Source organism: Sphingomonas sp. 4RDLI-65 (assembly GCF_049472435.1).
GTDB lineage: Bacteria > Pseudomonadota > Alphaproteobacteria > Sphingomonadales > Sphingomonadaceae > Sphingomonas.
The window spans coordinates 583,719-600,736 of the sequence record NZ_JBCEBT010000001.1 but is presented as its reverse complement, the minus strand read 5'-3'; the positions used below and the strand labels follow the sequence as shown (position 1 = coordinate 600,736).

Annotated in this window: 17 protein-coding genes; 11 read left to right on the top strand and 6 right to left on the bottom strand. The window is 66.0% G+C overall.

Annotation, left to right across the window (positions count from 1 at the left end; translation table 11 throughout):
* Nucleotides 1-7: 7 nt before the first annotated feature.
* From mrdA to VH567_RS02570, 4 genes are all read right to left on the bottom strand, one after another.
* Nucleotides 8-2,080 carry a penicillin-binding protein 2 gene (gene mrdA, locus VH567_RS02585; protein WP_423322898.1) on the bottom strand — a complete coding sequence of 691 codons (2,073 nt, stop codon included), beginning with the start codon at nucleotides 2,078-2,080 and terminating at the stop codon, nucleotides 8-10.
* Complete coding sequence (mreD, locus tag VH567_RS02580) at nucleotides 2,077-2,607, bottom strand: rod shape-determining protein MreD (protein WP_423322896.1); 531 nt, start codon at nucleotides 2,605-2,607, stop codon at nucleotides 2,077-2,079. Before mreD ends, mrdA begins: the two co-directional genes overlap by 4 nt.
* Nucleotides 2,604-3,476, bottom strand: a complete 873-nt coding sequence (gene mreC / locus VH567_RS02575) for a rod shape-determining protein MreC (protein WP_423322894.1) — start codon at nucleotides 3,474-3,476, stop codon at nucleotides 2,604-2,606. Before mreC ends, mreD begins: the two co-directional genes overlap by 4 nt.
* Nucleotides 3,477-3,582: 106 nt before the next feature.
* Nucleotides 3,583-4,626 carry a rod shape-determining protein gene (locus VH567_RS02570; RefSeq protein ID WP_055878614.1) on the bottom strand — a complete coding sequence of 348 codons (1,044 nt, stop codon included), beginning with the start codon at nucleotides 4,624-4,626 and terminating at the stop codon, nucleotides 3,583-3,585.
* A 151-nt stretch (nucleotides 4,627-4,777) separates the two neighbouring features.
* Here VH567_RS02570 and mutL point away from each other — a divergent pair, with 151 nt between their 5' ends.
* On the top strand, nucleotides 4,778-6,583 hold the full coding sequence (mutL, locus tag VH567_RS02565; protein WP_423322891.1) for a DNA mismatch repair endonuclease MutL: 1,806 nt from the start codon (nucleotides 4,778-4,780) through the stop codon (nucleotides 6,581-6,583).
* Between the two features lie 120 nt (nucleotides 6,584-6,703).
* Here the strand turns inward: mutL and VH567_RS02560 are convergent, their stop codons facing one another.
* Entirely contained in the window at nucleotides 6,704-7,399 is a 696-nt protein-coding gene (locus tag VH567_RS02560) for a formylglycine-generating enzyme family protein (protein WP_423323691.1), read from the bottom strand.
* A 474-nt stretch (nucleotides 7,400-7,873) separates the two neighbouring features.
* Between VH567_RS02560 and VH567_RS02555 the strand changes: the two genes are divergently transcribed.
* The 9 genes from VH567_RS02555 to VH567_RS02515 all read left to right on the top strand — a co-directional run bounded on the left by VH567_RS02555 (nucleotide 7,874) and on the right by VH567_RS02515 (nucleotide 15,202).
* On the top strand, nucleotides 7,874-8,119 hold the full coding sequence (locus VH567_RS02555) for a hypothetical protein (RefSeq protein WP_423322889.1): 246 nt from the start codon (nucleotides 7,874-7,876) through the stop codon (nucleotides 8,117-8,119).
* 154 nt (nucleotides 8,120-8,273) lie between these two features.
* Nucleotides 8,274-8,642 carry a 30S ribosomal protein S13 gene (gene rpsM, locus VH567_RS02550; protein WP_056015521.1) on the top strand — a complete coding sequence of 123 codons (369 nt, stop codon included), beginning with the start codon at nucleotides 8,274-8,276 and terminating at the stop codon, nucleotides 8,640-8,642.
* An 84-nt stretch (nucleotides 8,643-8,726) separates the two neighbouring features.
* Nucleotides 8,727-9,116, top strand: a complete 390-nt coding sequence (gene rpsK, locus VH567_RS02545) for a 30S ribosomal protein S11 (RefSeq protein ID WP_031395237.1) — start codon at nucleotides 8,727-8,729, stop codon at nucleotides 9,114-9,116.
* Nucleotides 9,117-9,213: 97 nt separating this feature from the next.
* Nucleotides 9,214-10,284: a DNA-directed RNA polymerase subunit alpha gene (locus VH567_RS02540; protein ID WP_031395236.1), complete on the top strand. Its 1,071-nt coding sequence runs from the start codon at nucleotides 9,214-9,216 to the stop codon at nucleotides 10,282-10,284.
* A gap of 179 nt (nucleotides 10,285-10,463) precedes the next feature.
* Nucleotides 10,464-10,886 (top strand): 50S ribosomal protein L17, encoded by a 423-nt coding sequence (rplQ, locus tag VH567_RS02535; protein WP_056047937.1) that lies wholly within the window; start codon nucleotides 10,464-10,466, stop codon nucleotides 10,884-10,886.
* 164 nt (nucleotides 10,887-11,050) lie between these two features.
* Nucleotides 11,051-12,604, top strand: a complete 1,554-nt coding sequence (gene guaA, locus VH567_RS02530) for a glutamine-hydrolyzing GMP synthase (RefSeq protein WP_423322885.1) — start codon at nucleotides 11,051-11,053, stop codon at nucleotides 12,602-12,604.
* Nucleotides 12,605-12,681: 77 nt separating this feature from the next.
* The gene (gene bla, locus VH567_RS02525; RefSeq protein ID WP_423322883.1) at nucleotides 12,682-13,605 is read left to right on the top strand and encodes a subclass B3 metallo-beta-lactamase; all 924 of its coding nucleotides are present in this window, start codon (nucleotides 12,682-12,684) and stop codon (nucleotides 13,603-13,605) included.
* A gap of 5 nt (nucleotides 13,606-13,610) precedes the next feature.
* Nucleotides 13,611-14,264 (top strand): DUF969 domain-containing protein, encoded by a 654-nt coding sequence (locus VH567_RS02520; protein WP_423322881.1) that lies wholly within the window; start codon nucleotides 13,611-13,613, stop codon nucleotides 14,262-14,264.
* Complete coding sequence (locus VH567_RS02515; protein WP_423322879.1) at nucleotides 14,261-15,202, top strand: DUF979 domain-containing protein; 942 nt, start codon at nucleotides 14,261-14,263, stop codon at nucleotides 15,200-15,202. The genes VH567_RS02520 and VH567_RS02515 overlap by 4 nt, the downstream gene beginning before the upstream one ends.
* Here VH567_RS02515 and VH567_RS02510 read toward each other — a convergent pair.
* Nucleotides 15,179-15,691 carry a gluconokinase gene (locus VH567_RS02510; protein ID WP_423323689.1) on the bottom strand — a complete coding sequence of 171 codons (513 nt, stop codon included), beginning with the start codon at nucleotides 15,689-15,691 and terminating at the stop codon, nucleotides 15,179-15,181. The genes VH567_RS02515 and VH567_RS02510 overlap by 24 nt on opposite strands.
* A 222-nt stretch (nucleotides 15,692-15,913) precedes the next feature.
* Here VH567_RS02510 and VH567_RS02505 point away from each other — a divergent pair, with 222 nt between their 5' ends.
* Nucleotides 15,914-17,014 carry a lactonase family protein gene (locus VH567_RS02505; protein ID WP_423322877.1) on the top strand — a complete coding sequence of 367 codons (1,101 nt, stop codon included), beginning with the start codon at nucleotides 15,914-15,916 and terminating at the stop codon, nucleotides 17,012-17,014.
* Nucleotides 17,015-17,018: the final 4 nt, after the last annotated feature.

Here is a 17,018-nt window from a genome sequence, read left to right as displayed (position 1 = left end):
GTACGGTTCACGGCTGACGGTCCCTTGAGTCGTCTTCGGCTACAGTCGCGCCGGGGGCGGTCAGCGCCTCCTGCGTAGCGTTGGCCATGTCGGTGGCGTTGGCGACCGCAGGCGCGTCGCTGGGGACGATCGCGTCGGTTTTGGTGGCGATCGCCGCGGGTGGTGCGGATTGCGCCTTGCGGTACGTCTCCGCGGTCGCTGCCATGCGTGTGCGGATGTCGCCGCCCCAGGTCGGTTCGACCTCGGCAAGCGATTTCAGCGCGCGCTCGCGGTCGAGCATATAGGTCATGATGTCGCGGCCGATCATCGGCGTGTCGAGATTGCGCACGGTGTGACCGTTATGTTCAAGCACGACGGCCAACGCATAGCGCGGATTATCGGCGGGCGCGAAGCCGATGAAGAGCGCGTGGTCGCGCATCTTGAACGGCAGCTGGCCATTCTTGAGGACGCCCGACCGCCGCTCGGCCATCGTGATGCGGCGGACCTGCGCGGTGCCGGTCTTGCCCGCGATCGCGACGCCGGGGATCAGCAGTTTCGCCGCGCCGCCGGTGCCGCCCTGGTTGATCACGCCGAACATCGCATCGCGAACGCGCGCGAGATGCTCGGAGTCGATATCGAGGGCAGGGGAGTCGCGGTGGACTTGGGCAGCGAGGATGCTTGGCTGCAACGCGCGGCCCGACGCGAGCCGCGCCGCCATCACCGCGAGCTGCAGCGGGTTTGCGAGGACATAGCCCTGGCCGATCGACGCGTTGAGCGAGTCCGCGACGGTCCAGTCGTGCTTGTACTTCTTCAGCTTCCACGCCGGATCCGGCACCGTGCCGTAGCGCTGCGTCGAGAACGGCAGTTCGAACTTCTGACCCAGCCCTAGCGTACGCGCGACCGGGGCGATCGCGTTGTAGCCGACCCGCCGCGCCATTTCGTAGAAATAGATGTCGCAGCTCTGCATGATCGCGTTCTTGAGATCGAGCGGACCGTGGCCGCTTTTCTTGTGGCAATGGAACACGCTGGTCCCAAGCCGCATCGCGCCCGAACAGTTCACGCGGGTGAGCGGATCGACGCCGGCGTTCATCAGCGCGAGGCCGTTCATCGGCTTCACGGTCGAACCAGGCGGATACAGCCCCTGCGTCACCTTGTTCATCAGCGGCACGTGATCGTCGTCGCTCAGCATCTGCCATTCGAGATGGCTGATCCCGTCCGAAAAGCTGTTCGGATCATAGGCGGGCATCGACACCATCGCCAGCATCTCGCCCGTGCGCGTGTCGATCACGACGACCGATCCGGAGTTGGTGCCGAGCCGGCGCGCGGCATATTCCTGAAGCCCGACGTCGATCGTCAGCCGCGCGGTCTTGCCGGGGACGTCGGGCTTGGTGGCGAGTTCAGCGACCAGCTTGCCGCGTGCGGTGACCTCGACGCGCTTGGCGCCGGCGACACCGCGCAACTCGGGTTCGAGCATCTTTTCGAGCCCGTCCTTGCCGAGCTTGAAGCCGGGGGTGACGAGCAATGGGTCGCGGGTTTTCTTATACTGCTCGGCGTTGGGCACGCCGACATAGCCGGTCAGATGCGCGACCGCGGCACCCGCCGGATAGCTGCGCGCAAAGCCACGCGTGGGTGCAACGCCGGGGAGTTCGGGCAGCCGGACGCTGACCGCGGCGAACCGCTCCCAGTCGAGATTCTCTGCGACCTGGACGGGCTGGAACCCGGCGGCGTGCTCCAGATCGATCGCGATCCGTTCGACCTCTTCGGGGGGCAGTTGGAGGATGCGGCCGAGCAGCGGCAGCACGCGCTCCTTGTCGCGGAGGCGGTCGGGGATGATGTCGACGCGGAAGTCGGTACGGTTGTTGGCGATCGGCACGCCGTGACGGTCGACGATCCAGCCGCGCCGCGGCGGCAACAGCGTCATGTTGACGCGGTTGCTCTCGGACATCGCCGTGTAGCGTTCGTTCTGCGCCACCGACAGCCACGCCATCCGCCCGGCGAGCAGCAGCCCGACGCCGCCCTGCGCCGCGCCCAGCATCCAGGCGCGCCGCGAGAAGCTGTACGCCTGCGACATCTCGGTAACGATCCGCGGGGTATTCCTCATTCGGCGCCGCGCTTGTTCTGGATCGCCGCGACGATGCGCGCGGCGAGCGGGAAGGTGAGGATCGTGACGGCGATCTGCGCGATCAGGATCGTGTCGACGTGTGCGCCGACCGGCACCGCGATGAAGCGGCCGACGATGATGCACAGTGCGATCAATCCGCCGGCGATCAGCCAATCCTGCCAATAGTCGCGAAATGCGAGCCGCTGTTCGATCATGTCGATCGCGACGAAGGCGAGCGACCACATCAGCACCGCGCTGCCGAGCGGCTGGCCGCTGACGAGGTCGTCGAAGAAGCCGAGCGGCGCGGCGGCCCAGGGCTTGAACGCGAACCGAGCGAGCAGCCGCCACGCTAGCAGCATGACGAAGCCGAACGGCGGGAGCAGCGGGATCGTCGCGACCACCGGGATGATCGTGACCAGCGACCCGGCCATTACCGTCGCCCAGGGGATCGCGCGCGAGCGGCCCGCCGGGATCTTGGTATCGAACGGCTTGTAATCGACGCTGTCGACCAGACGAGGCGGCATCATTGCTGCGCCACCGGACGCGGCGGCGGCACCGGCATGAACATCCGCTCCACCAGCGCGAAGTCGAGCGTGTCCGGATCGGCGAACGCGCGCGCCATCACCGAATCCGAGCCCGCGTTGGTCACGCGCGCGACCGGCACGCCCGGCGCATAGATGCCGCCGGTACCGGTCGTCACGAACAGGTCGCCTGCGTTGAAGCGGACGTTGGTCGCATTGACCGAGCGGATGTCGATCATCCCGTCGCCGCGCCCTGCCGCGATCGCCGGCATCCCGTCGCGGGTGCGGCGGACGGGGACGATGCTGTCGCCGTCGCTGAGCAGCAGCACGCGCGCGGCATTGGGGCCGGTCTCGACCACGCGCCCGATCAGCCCATCGGGCCCGCGTACCGGCATGCCGGGCAGCACGCCGTTCCAGCGGCCCGCGTTGAGCAGCGCATAGCGCCGCCCGCTCGACGCGCTCGAACTCACCAGCCGCGCGGTCACGACGGGATCCGGCGAACGGTCGCGGATCGCCAGCAGCGAGCGCAACCGTCGATTGTCATAGGCGATCGTCCGCGCGCGCATCAGCAGCGCCCGCGTCCGCTCGCGATCGGCGCGCAACGCGACGTTCTCCTGCTTCACGAAGAAGTAATTGCCGATCGCATCGGGAATGCCCGAGATCGACGACCCGACCGTCGCGAGTCCGGTCGACACCGGCGTCGTCACCCCCGCGACGCCCATCCGCAGCGCGGAAAACGCGGGCGGATTGAACATCGACGCGACGAGCAGCACCAGGCCCACCACCGCTCCAGCGACGGCGAGCACATAGCCCATGAACACACCATATTGCCGACGCCGGGAAAACCCCGTGCGCCGGTCGCGGGCTGGCGCCATGCGCCTGTCCCCCTGTCTCGGGCGCCGGCGAACCGCGAGGGCCAGATCCCCCGCGACTCGGACGACGCGATTTCGTGTCCGCGTGTCTTAAAGCAAAAACAAACTGTTAGCCGCTCATCAGCACGCCGCGGAACAACGGATCCTCCAGCGCGCGACCGGTGCCGAGCGCGACGCAGGTCAGCGGGTCCTCGGCGACCGTCACCGGCAGGCCGGTCTCGTCGCGCAGCACCTCGTCCAGCCCCTGGAGCAACGCGCCGCCGCCGGTGAGTACGATACCCTGGTCGACGATGTCCGCGGCCAGTTCGGGTGCAGTGTTCTCGAGCGCGACGCGGACGCCCTCGACGATCGTCGCGACCGGCTCGCTCAGCGCTTCGGCGATCTGGCCCTGGTTGATCTGGATCTCCTTCGGCACGCCGTTGACGAGATCGCGGCCCTTGATCTGGATGATCATGCCGATGCCGTCGACCGGCGGCTTGGCGATGCCGACCTCCTTCTTGATCCGCTCCGCGGTCGCTTCGCCGATCAGGAGGTTATGGTTGCGGCGGACATAGGAGACGATCGCCTCGTCCATCTTGTCGCCGCCGACACGCACCGACGTCGTGTAGGCGAGACCGCGCAGCGACAACACCGCGACTTCGGTCGTGCCGCCGCCGATGTCGACGACCATGCTGCCGATCGGCTCGGTGACCGGCATGTCCGCGCCGATCGCGGCCGCCATCGGCTCCTCGATCAGCCAGACCTGCGACGCACCCGCATTCGACGCGGCATCGCGGATCGCGCGGCGCTCGACCTTGGTGGAGCCCGACGGCACGCAGATCACGATCTCGGGCCAGCGCGCGAACTTGCGTGGGCCGTGCACCTTCTGGATGAAATACTTGATCATCTGCTCGGCGACGTCGATGTCCGCGATCACGCCATCGCGAAGCGGACGGATCGCCTCGATGTTGCCCGGCGTCTTGCCCATCATCATCTTGGCGTCGTCGCCGACCGCCTTGACGCGCTTGATCCCGTTGATCGTCTCGACCGCGACCACCGACGGCTCGTTCAGGACGATGCCGCGGCCACGGACGTAGACGACGGTGTTCGCGGTGCCGAGGTCGATCGCCATGTCGTGCGACATGAACTTGAAGAAACGCGAGTAGAAGGCCATTCAATCAGGGTCCCGTAATCCTGTCCGCCGGACGGGCGAACCATCGCACACATCATCTCGCGGAGCCCGCCGGTGTTTTCGAGCACCGGGTGCCTGTTTAAATGGCGTTTGCGGGTCGCGGGATGCCGTCGCTTGGTCTAGACGCAAACCCATGTCAATACGGCGTCTCCCCGAGCATCTGGTCAATCGCATCGCCGCCGGTGAAGTGGTGGAAAGACCCGCCAGCGCGTTGAAGGAGTTAGTCGAAAACGCGATCGACGCGGGCGCTGGCCGCATCGCGATTCTCCTTGTCGAAGGCGGCACTTCGCGGATCGAAGTCGCCGACGACGGCTGTGGGATGACCCCTGCGGACATGGCGCTGGCGCTCGAACGCCATGCCACCTCGAAGCTGCCCGACGAGTTTATCGAATCGGTCGTGACGTTGGGCTTTCGCGGCGAGGCGTTGCCCTCGATCGCGAGCGTCGCGAGGCTGACGATCGAAAGCCGGATTCGCGGTGCAGAGGGTTGGGCGCGGACCGTCGACAATGGCCGCGTCGACCGCGAAGGTCCGGCAGCGCTTCCGCCCGGCACGCGCGTGGTGGTCGAGGATCTGTTCGCGCGCGTCCCCGCCCGCCGCAAGTTCCTCCGCAGCCCCCGCGCCGAATACGCCGCCTGCCTCGACGTCGTCCGCCGTCTCGCGATGGCGAGGCCCGACATCGGCTTCACGCTGGAGCATGACGGCCGCCGCGCGCTGTCGGCGATGCAGGTCGAGGATCGGCCGGGCAGGGTGGCGACACTCACCGATCGCGCGCTCGCCGACAATTCGGTCGCGATCGACCTCGAACGCGAAGGCCTCGTGCTTGGCGGCGTCGCCAGCCTGCCGACCTACAATCGCGGCATCGCCGACCACCAGTATCTTTTCGTCAACGGTCGCCCGGTGAAGGACCGCCTGCTGATGGGCGCGATCCGCGGCGCCTATGCCGAGATGCTCCCGCGCGACCGCCACGCGGTCGTGGCGCTGTTCCTCGACATCCCCACCGACCAGGTTGACGTCAACGTCCACCCCGCCAAGACCGAAGTCCGCTTCCGCGACCCCGCAATGGTGCGGGGCCTCATAGTCTCCGGCCTCCGCCGAGCCCTCGACGCCGCCGGCCACCGCAGCCAACGCGCCAGCGAGTCCGCCCTCTCAATGTGGCAACCGGAAAACATCTCCTCTCCCCTCGGGGGAGAGGAAGGGGCCCGTCCGCAAAGCGGATGGGAAGGTGAGGGCGCCCCCCAAAGGCTCCCGCTGGAAAGCCGTCACTACGGCGCGGTCAACGATTCCCGCCCAACCTTCTTCGCGTCACCCCCGCAGGCAAGAGCCGAACCCGCCTGGGCACCCCCACCGCAAACCTCAGCCTTCCCGATGGGCGTAGCGCGCGGCCAAGTCGCAAAAACCTACATAGTCGCCGAAGCCGAAGACGGCCTAGTCCTCGTCGACCAGCACGCCGCCCACGAACGCCTCGTCCTAGAACGCATGCGCGCAGCCCTGATCGGCGGCACCATCGCGTCCCAAGCGCTCCTGATCCCCGAAGTCGTCGAACTCGACGAATCCGCCTGCGACCGCCTCGAATCCCGCGCCGAAGAACTCTCCGAATTCGGCCTAGACCTCGAACGCTTCGGCCCCCACGCGATGCTCGTCCGCGCCACCCCAGCCTTGCTCGGCCAAAGCGACCCCAAAGGCCTCGTCACCGACCTGGCCGACGAACTAGCCGCCTTCGACGAAGCCCTCTCCCTAAAAGAGCGCCTAGATGCAGTAGCCGGCACGATGGCCTGTCACGGCTCCGTCCGCGCCGGCCGCATCCTGTCGGTGACAGAAATGAACGCGCTCCTCCGAGAAATGGAAGTCACGCCGCACTCCGGCCAATGCAATCACGGCCGTCCCACCTGGGTAAAACTCGCCCACGGCGATATCGAAAAGCTGTTCGGGCGGAAGTAACTGACGCCACGAGGCGAGCGGCTGTCTTGCATGGCTGCCTTCGCCCACACCCGGACGCTCAGGCTGGCGAGCCGGGTCGCCAATTACGGCCATTCGTTCAGCGTATACTTCGCCCGCGGATCAGTGCGGCCTCAAGCGAACCAATGGACGCCCGAGGGATGATGCAAGTCGGAAGCCAACGCTATTCATCGGGATGCCACATGCCAAATGCCCGACGGACCGGAACTCTCCAGGGATCTCTCGGCCGCTGCCGCGCTCGACGTCATAGCCTCCTCGACCCGTCACAAGCGGAGAACTCAATCCTGAACCTCCACACCATTTTGCCTCTCGCTCAGATAAGTAGTGCAGATCGGACACCAACTCGCCAGCGTTGCCCTCAAGGTCGAAGATACCGTCAGAAGAAGGAGGCCCGCTGGCAACAGTCTGTACCGTGGCTTCGCGAACGCTTGAGCGAGGATCCGACCGAACCAGGGCGGCGGCTCCCGCCCTTTCCAAAGACGACCACAAGCGCGGCTGTGCTTTCCTTGCCGCGACCTGCCATTCACTGAGTGTAGGCAAGCGATACGCCGATTTGGCAGAATGGTTGAGCCAAGCAATGTAACATTTCACATGCTCTGCGCCGACGCCCGTGACGGGGTAATCATCCCTAATACGAGGGTCTGTAGAGCTTAGGGCATCTCGATTTTTACCGAGAGACGTTTGTGGCATGGGGCAACGCGCTTGATCGACCGACTGGAGGTACTGCTTCCATGTCACCTCCCGGTTTGACATCGCAAAGCCCGCCGAATGGTCAGCTTGGTCACGAATTGGTACCATTTCCGGGAGGATCGGGCTGCGATCGACCATGTGTGTTACCTCCGCGCTTACGTAGGGCGAAAGGGCATTCGGCAAGAAGCAATAGCCGGCCGAGACTAGTAAATACTTGATTTTGATCACGTACATTGACCCGGAAAGAGGCAAAGTTGCCCGACGCGCTGTTCTCGCATCCTCGCCAATAATAATCAAAATTTCCGCTCTTCAGCTAGCCATGCAAAGCCGCCAGCGAAGCGGTAGCGCGGCGCAAAGTCGGCTATTCGCGCCCGTCCGCCCGAAACCGGACGGTCGCCTTTCTTCCCCAATTCGTACATCGCAACGAACATCTGTCATGCTGGGCTTTTTCCGGCATTCACCGTTCCGCTAACTCATCGGCTTGGGGTTTGCGGCGCAGCGGACTGCGGAGCACCTCTGCGGTGATGGGCGTGTGATCTCGTGACATAGCCATTCACGACCATTCCGGGCAAAGGGCTCGATATGGACTCCCTCTCCCTATTCGGCCTAGCCGCGGTATCCTTCACCCTGCTATGCTACGCCAAGGAAGCCGGCTCGCACTGGTGGACGCTCGGCTTCGCGTTCGGGTGCGTGCTCGGGTCGATCTACGGCTTCCTCCAGGGCGCGTGGCCGTTCGGGGTGGTCGAGTTGATCTGGACGATCGTCTCGTTCCGCCGCTGGCTCAAGATGCGCCAGGCCGTGCCACCCCACGCGGAACCGCTCGCTTGACAGCGCGTTTGCGCGCCCCTAGTTGAATTCTCCCCGACACGACGGTTCCGGCGGCGCTTGTTTGCGTTCGTCGCTATCGTGCGTTTCGGTTCATCGCTAAGAGATGGGGTCTGTGCAGCCATGCCGGACCTCGTGGAGCAGGAGAACCAAGTTCATGGCACGTATCGCGGGTGTTAATATCCCGACCAACAAGCGCGTGGTGATCGCGCTGACCTATATTCACGGCATCGGTTCGACCAAGGCCAAGGAAATCGTCGCGAAGCTCGGCATCGCCGACACCGCACGCGTCCAGGACCTGACCGACCAGGAAGTCCTGCACATCCGCGAGACGATCGACGCCGATCACACCGTCGAGGGCGATCTGCGCCGCCAGACCTCGATGAACATCAAGCGCCTGATGGATCTCGCCTGCTATCGCGGCCTGCGTCATCGCAAGGGCCTCCCGGTCCGCGGCCAGCGCACGCATACCAATGCGCGCACCCGCAAGGGCAAGGCCAAGCCGATCGCCGGCAAGAAGAAGTAATCCACTTTTTCAATGGATTACTCCGCCGGCGCTGGTCCCAACGGGCCGCCCGGCGTCACGCAGATACAGGTCAGGAAATACACCATGGCACGCGAACCTCAGCGCATTAAGCGGCGCGAGCGCAAGAACATCACCTCTGGCGTCGCTCACGTGAATGCCAGCTTCAACAACACCATGATCACGATCACCGATGCCCAGGGCAACGCGATCTCGTGGTCGTCGGCCGGCGCAATGGGCTTCAAGGGCTCGCGCAAGTCGACTCCGTACGCGGCCCAGGTCGCAGCGGAAGACGCCGGCAAGAAGGCCGCCGAGCACGGCGTCCGCACGATCGAAGTCGAGGTCAAGGGCCCCGGCTCGGGTCGCGAATCGGCCCTGCGCGCGCTTCAGGCAGTCGGTTTCCAGATCACGTCGATCCGCGACGTGACCTCGATCCCGCACAACGGCGTGCGCCCTTCGAAGCGTCGTCGCGTCTGATTCTCCGCCTCCCGTGCGCGGTTGATCGCGCCGCACGGGTGTATTTTATTGGTCGGCGGACACACCCGTTCGTCGGCCCCCAAATTAGGGGAAGCATGTGTCTGTCAACGCAAAGAACTGGCAGGAACTCAAGAAGCCCAGCGGCCTGGAGAAAAAGGCCGGTGGCGACACCAAGCGCAAGGCGACCTTCATCGCCGAGCCGCTCGAGCGTGGCTTCGGCCTGACGCTCGGCAACGCGCTGCGTCGCGTGTTGCTCTCGTCGCTGCAGGGCGCGGCCGTCACCTCGATCAAGATCGAGAACGTGCTGCATGAGTTCTCGTCTCTGGCCGGCGTCCGCGAGGACGTGACCGACATCGTCCTCAACGTGAAGCAGATCGCGATCCGCATGCAGGGCGAGGGGCCCAAGCGCCTCCAGCTCTCGGCAACGGGTCCGGGTGAAGTCAAGGCCGGCGACATCGCCGTCTCGGGCGACATCGAGATCATGAACAAGGATCTCGTGATCTGCCACCTCGATGAGGGTGCGACGCTCAACATGGAGCTGACCGCCGACATCGGTAAGGGTTACGTGCCCGCGACTGCAAATCGCCCGGCCGATGCGCCGATCGGTCTGATCCCGGTCGATGCGCTGTACTCGCCGGTACGTCAGGTTTCGTACAAGGTCGACCCGACCCGCGTTGGTCAGGACCTGGATTACGACAAGCTGACGCTGACGATCGAAACCGACGGCACGATCACCCCGGAAGACGCAGTCGGCTATGCCGGTCGCATCCTCCAGGACCAGCTCGCGCTGTTCGTCCACTTCGACGATTCGTCGGTGACGCGTTCGTCGGCCCCGATCGGCCAGGCAGCACCCGCTGCCGGTGGTGCGGAGCCAGCAGGCGACACGCAGCAGATCAACCGTTACCTTCTCAAGAAGGTCGACGAGTTGGAACTGTCGGTGCGCTCGGCGAACTGCCTCAAGAACGACAACATCATCTACATCGGCGATCTGGTCGGCAAGACCGAAGCCGAGATGCTGCGTACGCCTAACTTCGGCCGCAAGTCCTTGAACGAGATCAAGGAAGTGCTGTCGTCGATGGGTCTTCGCCTGGGCATGGAAATCCCCGGCTGGCCACCTGAGAACATCGAAGAGATGGCCAAGAAGCTCGAGCAGGAAATCATGGGGTAAGCGACGTCGGACTCAAGCCGTCACCCCAGCGAAAGCTGGGGTATCGCGGTTCGGGTCCGGTCCGTTCCTCGTGGAGATCCCAGCTTCCGCTGGGATGACGGTAATTTGGGTGGGCTCATCGTCCCCACCAGCTCCCGGGTACCTCACACGGCCCCTGAACGAACGAAAAGGTATTAAACATGCGCCATCGCGTAGGCGGCCGTAAGCTTCAGCGGACCTCGGCCCACCGTCTTGCTCTCTTCCGCAACATGAGCGCCGCGCTCATCAAGCACGAGCAGATCACCACCACCGTCGCCAAGGCGAAGGAACTGCGTCCTTACGTCGAGAAGCTGATCACGCTCGCGAAGAAGGGTGGCCTGTCCAACCGTCGTCTCGCGCACGGCAAGCTGCTCGACGATGCGCAGCTGATCAAGCTATTCGACACGCTCGCGACCCGTTATGCGGATCGCAACGGCGGCTACACCCGCGTCATCAAGGCCGGTATCCGCATGTCGGACGCCTCGCCGATGGCCGTCATCGAGTTCGTCGACCGCGACGTCTCGGCGAAGGGCCAGGATTCGGGTCCGGTGATGTCGGACGAGGATTACAACGAAGCGGCATAAGGCTGTTCTCCTGCGAACGCAGGAGCCCAGGATCAAAAGCGCTATCGTCCGTTACCCTGGGTTCCTGCGTTCGCAGGAAAACGGGTGACACTAAAGAGGCCGCGTTTCCCATTCGGGAGGCGCGGCCTCTTTCGTTACGGGTCCCATCCGGCTATGCGCCCGACATGGAGCATCCAGACAGCATTCTCATCGTCGATTTCGGCAGCCAGGTAACCCAGCTGATCGCCCGCCGCGTGCGCGAGGCTGGCGTCTATAGCGAGATCGCCCCCTTTCACTCGGCTCAGGAAGCCTTTGAGCGCCTCAACCCCAAGGGCGTGATCCTGTCCGGCGGTCCGTCGTCGGTGATGTGGGAGGATTCCCCCCGCGCGCCTCAGGCAATCTTCGACTCCGGCGTCCCTGTCCTCGCAATCTGCTATGGCCAGCAGACTATGGCGCACCAGCTGGGGGGGCGTGTCGCCGCCTCCGATTCGCGCGAGTTCGGTCATGCCTTTATCGACATCGTCGCCGAATCGCGGTTGTTCGACGGCTTGTGGGAAGTCGGCGAGCGCCACCAGGTGTGGATGAGCCATGGCGACCGCGTCGAGGCGCTGCCGGAGGGGTTCTCCGTCGTCGCGCGCTCCGAGGGCGCGCCGTTCGCCATCGCGGTCGACGAGGCACGACGTTTCTATAGCATGATGTTCCACCCCGAAGTGGTCCACACCCCGGACGGCGGCAAGCTGCTGTCGAATTTCGTCCGTCACATTTGCGGTCTCGCCGGAGACTGGACGATGGCCGAGTTCCGCGCGACCAAGGTTGCCGAGATCCGCGAGCAGGTCGGCGACGGACGTGTGATCTGCGGTCTGTCCGGCGGCGTCGACTCCGCAGTCGCCGCGGTGCTGATCCACGAGGCGATCGGCGAGCAACTCACTTGCGTCTATGTCGACCACGGCCTGATGCGCGCGGGCGAAAGCGAGCAGGTCGTCAGCCTGTTCCGCGGCGCCTACAACATCCCGCTGATCCACGTGAACGTCGAGGAGCTGTTCCTCGGCGGCCTCGCCGGGATCACCGATCCCGAGCTGAAGCGCAAGTTCATCGGCAAGACCTTCATCGACGTGTTCGATACCGAGGCGAAGAAGCTCGGCGGCGCGGAGTTCCTGGCACAGGGGACGCTGTACCCCGACGTGATCGAGAGCGTCAGCTTCACCGGCGGGCCGTCGGTGACGATCAAGAGCCACCACAATGTCGGCGGCCTTCCCGAGCGCATGAACATGAAGCTCGTCGAGCCGTTGCGCGAGCTGTTCAAGGACGAGGTCCGCGTGTTGGGGCGCGAACTCGGCCTGCCTGAGATCTTCGTCGGCCGTCACCCGTTCCCCGGACCCGGCCTCGCGATCCGTATCCCCGGCGAAGTCACCAAGGAACGCTGCGACATCCTGCGCAAGGCGGATGCGATCTACCTCGAGGAGATCCGCGCGGCGGGGCTCTACGACACGATCTGGCAGGCGTTCGCGGTGCTGCTCCCGGTTCGCAGCGTCGGCGTGATGGGCGACGGCCGCACCTACGACAACGTGCTGGCGTTGCGTGCGGTCACCTCGACCGACGGCATGACCGCACAGGCGTTCCAGTTCCCCGGCGACTTCCTGCCGCGCGTCGCGACCCGGATCATCAACGAGGTCAAGGGCATCAACCGGGTGACCTACGACTATACCTCGAAGCCCCCCGGCACGATCGAGTGGGAATAAGCTAGACTGCAATTGCAATCCTCCCCCGCCAGGGGGAGGTGGCGCCAAAGGCGACGGAGGGGGAGGACACGAAACAGATGGTATCGCATTCCGCCCCCTCCGTCAGGCTACGCCTGCCACCTCCCCCTAGCGGGGGAGGATCGCTCGGCTCCCACGCCAGATCACTGGTCGGCGCACTTGCGATTGCCGCTACCGCACCGCTCCTACTCGGCGCCGCAGACCCGCCGGCCTGGACGCGCCCTCAAGCCCCGTTCCCGATCGCCGGCCCGATCACCTATGTCGGCAGTGAAGGCATCGCCGCCTACCTCATCAAGACCAGCGTCGGTGCGATCCTGATCGACGGCACGCTCGCCGAGAATGCGGGGATGATCGCGCGTAACATCGCTGCCGCCGGCCTCCGTCTCCGCGACGTGAAGCTGATCCTCGTCACGCATGCCCATTTCGATCACGCTGCCGGAGTCGCCGCACTCAAGCGCGCAACCGGCGCGCGCGTTGTCGCGGGCATCCGCGACTTCCGCGCGCTCGAAACCGGCGTTCCACCGGGCGAGACCAATTACGGCGTGATCCGCTTCCCGCCCGTCCACGTCGACCGCGGCATCCGAGACGGTGAGACGGTTACGCTCGGCACCACCACGCTCACCGCACGCGCGACACCCGGTCACACGCCCGGCTGCACGACCTGGACGATGTGGATCGCCGCCAAGCCGCGCCCGCTCGACGTCGTCTTCCCGTGCAGCGTCAGCGTCGCGGGGAACCGCCTGATCGGCAACCGCGCCTATCCCGGCATCGTCGCCGACTACCGCCGCAGCATCGCGATGCTCGGCACGCTGCACGCCGACATCGTCCTCCCGTCGCATCCCGAACTCGCCGACGTGATCGCCCGCGGCAAGCGCCGCAAGGCCGGCGATACCACTGCGTTCCTCGATCCAGCGTTGCTGCCGAAGATCGTCTCGAAGGCTCAGGTCGCGTTCGACGCCGACCTCGCGAAGCAGGCGCGCTAGACGGCATGCTGGTCCTGTGCGGCATCGCCGTGATCGTCGCCGGCTTCCTGCTCCGGTTCAATCCGCTGCTCGTCGTAGCGGCGTCCGCGCTCGTCACAGGCCTCGCCGCTGGAATCGCCCCGCTCGCGATCCTCGCCGCGTTCGGCAAGGCGTTCAACGAGAACCGCTACGTCACCGTCATCTACATCGCCCTCCCGGTGATCGGGCTGCTCGAACGCCACGGCCTCCAGGAACGCGCGCGGCTCACGATCGCTGGACTAAAGGGCGCGACGGTTGGGCGCCTGTTGATCGGCTATCTGCTGTTCCGCCAGCTCACAGCCGCCCTCGGCCTCACCTCCATCGCCGGCCCCGCACAAAGCGTCCGGCCGCTCGTTGCGCCGATGGCCGAAGCCGCCGCCGAAGGGCAGGGCGTCGCGCCCGGTGGTGACCGCATCCCCGCGATGGCCGCGGCAACCGACAATATCGGGCTGTTCTTCGGTGAGGACATCTTCATCGCGATCGGCTCGATTCTGCTGATGAAGGGCGTGCTGGAGGGATACGGCATCGTCATCCAGCCGCTCCACCTCTCGATGTGGGCGATCCCGACCGCGATCGCCGCGTTTTTGATCCACGGCTTCCGCCTCTGGCTGCTCGACCGCCGACTGGCGCGCGCGCGATGATTGGGACCGGCTTCATCTACGGCGTCGCGGGCCTGATGTTCGCAGCGTTTGCGATCCTGAGCGCGACCGACCGCACCAACCCGAAGCGCTTCGGCAACGCGGCATTCTACGCCGTGCTGGCGATCAGCTTCCTGCTTGGTGGAAAGCTCGGCGATATCGGCAACGGCGTGCTCGTCCTAGGCCTCGTCGCAATCGCGGGTTCGGGCGCGATGGGGCGGGGCGGGCGTGCCACCACGACACTTGACGAACGGCGCGCCGAAGCCACGCGGCTCGGCAACCGGATATTCCTCCCCGCGCTGATCATCCCCGCCGCGGCGCTCGGCGGAACCGTCCTGTTTCGCGCCGTCCCGAGCCTGATCGATCCGAAGCAGGCCACGCTCGTCGCACTCACCTGCGGCGTCCTGATCGCGCTGATCGCAATGCAACTCTGGTTCCGCCCGCGCATCGCCACGCCGCTCGCCGAAGGCGTTAGGCTGATGGACGCGATCGGCTGGGCCGCCGTCCTCCCGCAGATGCTGGCCAGCCTGGGAGCCGTCTTCGCGCTCGCCGGCGTCGGCGACGTCGTCGGTGGACTAGCGGGTCACGCGATCCCTGAAGGCAGTCTGATCGGCGCGGTGCTCGCCTATACGCTCGGCATGGCGCTGTTCACGATGGTCATGGGCAACGCGTTCGCGGCGTTCCCGGTGATGGCCGCGGCGATCGGCATTCCGCTACTCGTGCGCCAGTATGGCGGCGACCCAGCGGTGGTCGCGGCGATCGGCATGCTCAGCGGGTTCTGCGGCACGCTGATGACGCCGATGGCGGCCAACTTCAATCTCGTCCCCGCCGCGCTGTTGGAGCTCAAGGACAAGAACGCCGTCATCCGCGCGCAGGTGCCGACCGCGCTGCCATTGCTCGCGGTCAATATCGGCTTGCTATACTGGCTCGGCTTCCGCTGACCCGGCGCCGAGGATCCAGTTCAGTGCCTGCGCACAGGACCGGTCGATCGGCTGCTCGGCATCGAGCGTGATCGCGCGTTCGTCCGGCCCCGGTCGTTCCAGCGTGGCAAGCTGGCTTTCGAGCAGGCTGGGCGGCATGTAATGTCCCGGACGGTGGACCAGCCGCCGGGTGAGTTCATCGTGGTCGGGCACGTCGAGACATACGAAGAACAGCGGCATCCCCACGGCCAGCGTCAACCGATCGCGATAGACCCGCTTCAGCGCCGAGCAGGCGGCGATCGCCGTCCCGTCATGGGTGGCGGCACCGCGCAGTTCGGCGGCAACGCGGTCGAGCCACGGCCAGCGATCCGCGTCCTGGAGCGGATGGCCCGAACGCATCTTGGCGACGTTTGCCGCGCTGTGCAGATCGTCGCCCTCCAGGAAACTGCAGCCGAGGCGCGCCGCCAGCGCGCTGCCGAAGGTCGATTTACCGCTTCCGCTGACGCCCATGACGATGACGGCGAAGGGCGGCGCGTGAACAGCGATCTTAGGCAATTGCACGGAGTCTCCAGGATTGGCGCGAGGCGGTTGGACGGGACGACACCCGGTCGGCGTCGAGCGGGGATAACGCTCGTCGAGCGCGTCGGTGTCCAATCCGCGCGTATCCTGGCCTGCGCGGTGACGCGGCGCGGCGCTTCGGTTAAGGAGGCGCATCGGATCGAGGGAGTGCGCATGACCGACTGGACGACCACACGGCGATCCGCATTGGCGGCGATGGCGGCGCTCACCGCGTTGCCCGCCGCGGCAAAGCGCAGCGTGACTCTGATCGCGGGCACCTATGCGCGGGAGGGCGGCAAGGGGCTGTATCCGATCGCCTATGATCCAGACCGCGACCAGTGGCGGGTGGGCAATCCGGTCGCCGGTATCGACGATGCGTCGTTCGGCGCGAGGGGTGGTCCGGCGGGCGCCTATTACCTCGTGCGAGAGACGGCGCAGGGCGAGATTTCGGCCTATGCGCCAGGCTGGGCACGGCGGGGGACGGTCAAGACCGACGGCGCCGATCCGTGTTATGTCGCAGTGGACCGGGCCAGCGCATGCCTCGCGGTCGCCAATTATTCGAGCGGGAGCGTCGCGTTCCACCGGCTTGGCGCAAGGACCGGAGTCCCGGGCGATCCCGTCGTGTTCCGGCACAGCGGCAGCGGCCCCAACCATGATCGGCAGGAGGGCCCGCACGCGCATTGGGTCGGGTTCAGCCCGGACCGGCGCTGGCTGCACGCGGTCGATCTCGGCGCGGACACGATCTTCGCCTATCGCTTCGATCCGCAGGCGCGGACGCTGGCGCCACCGGTCGCCGCATGGCGCGCCCCCACTGGCGCAGGGCCGCGCCATCTGGCCCGCCACCCGACACAGCCGCTCGCCTATCTCGTGTGCGAACTTTCCAACACGCTGATCCTGCTCGATGCGCAAACAGACGGCCGCTTCGTCACCCGGCACAGCGTGTCGACCTTGCCCGCCGGCCACCGCGGCGCCTCGCAGGCGGCGCATATCGCAATCGATCGCGCCGGGCGGCGGCTCTACGTGTCCAACCGCGGGCATGACAGCATCGCGGTGTTCGCGCTCGACTCCGCCGGCGTGCCAAGCCTGCTCCAGCACATCCCGAGCGGCGGCAACTGGCCGCGCGCGTTCCTGCTGCTCGACGCGCAGCGCCGGATGGTGGTCGCCAACGAACGCTCCGGCGACCTCGCGATCTTCCGGATCGAGGACGATGGCCGATTGGTGTCGACCGGGCAGCGATTGACGGTGCCCGGCGCGGTTTTCCTCGACCGGATCTGATCGG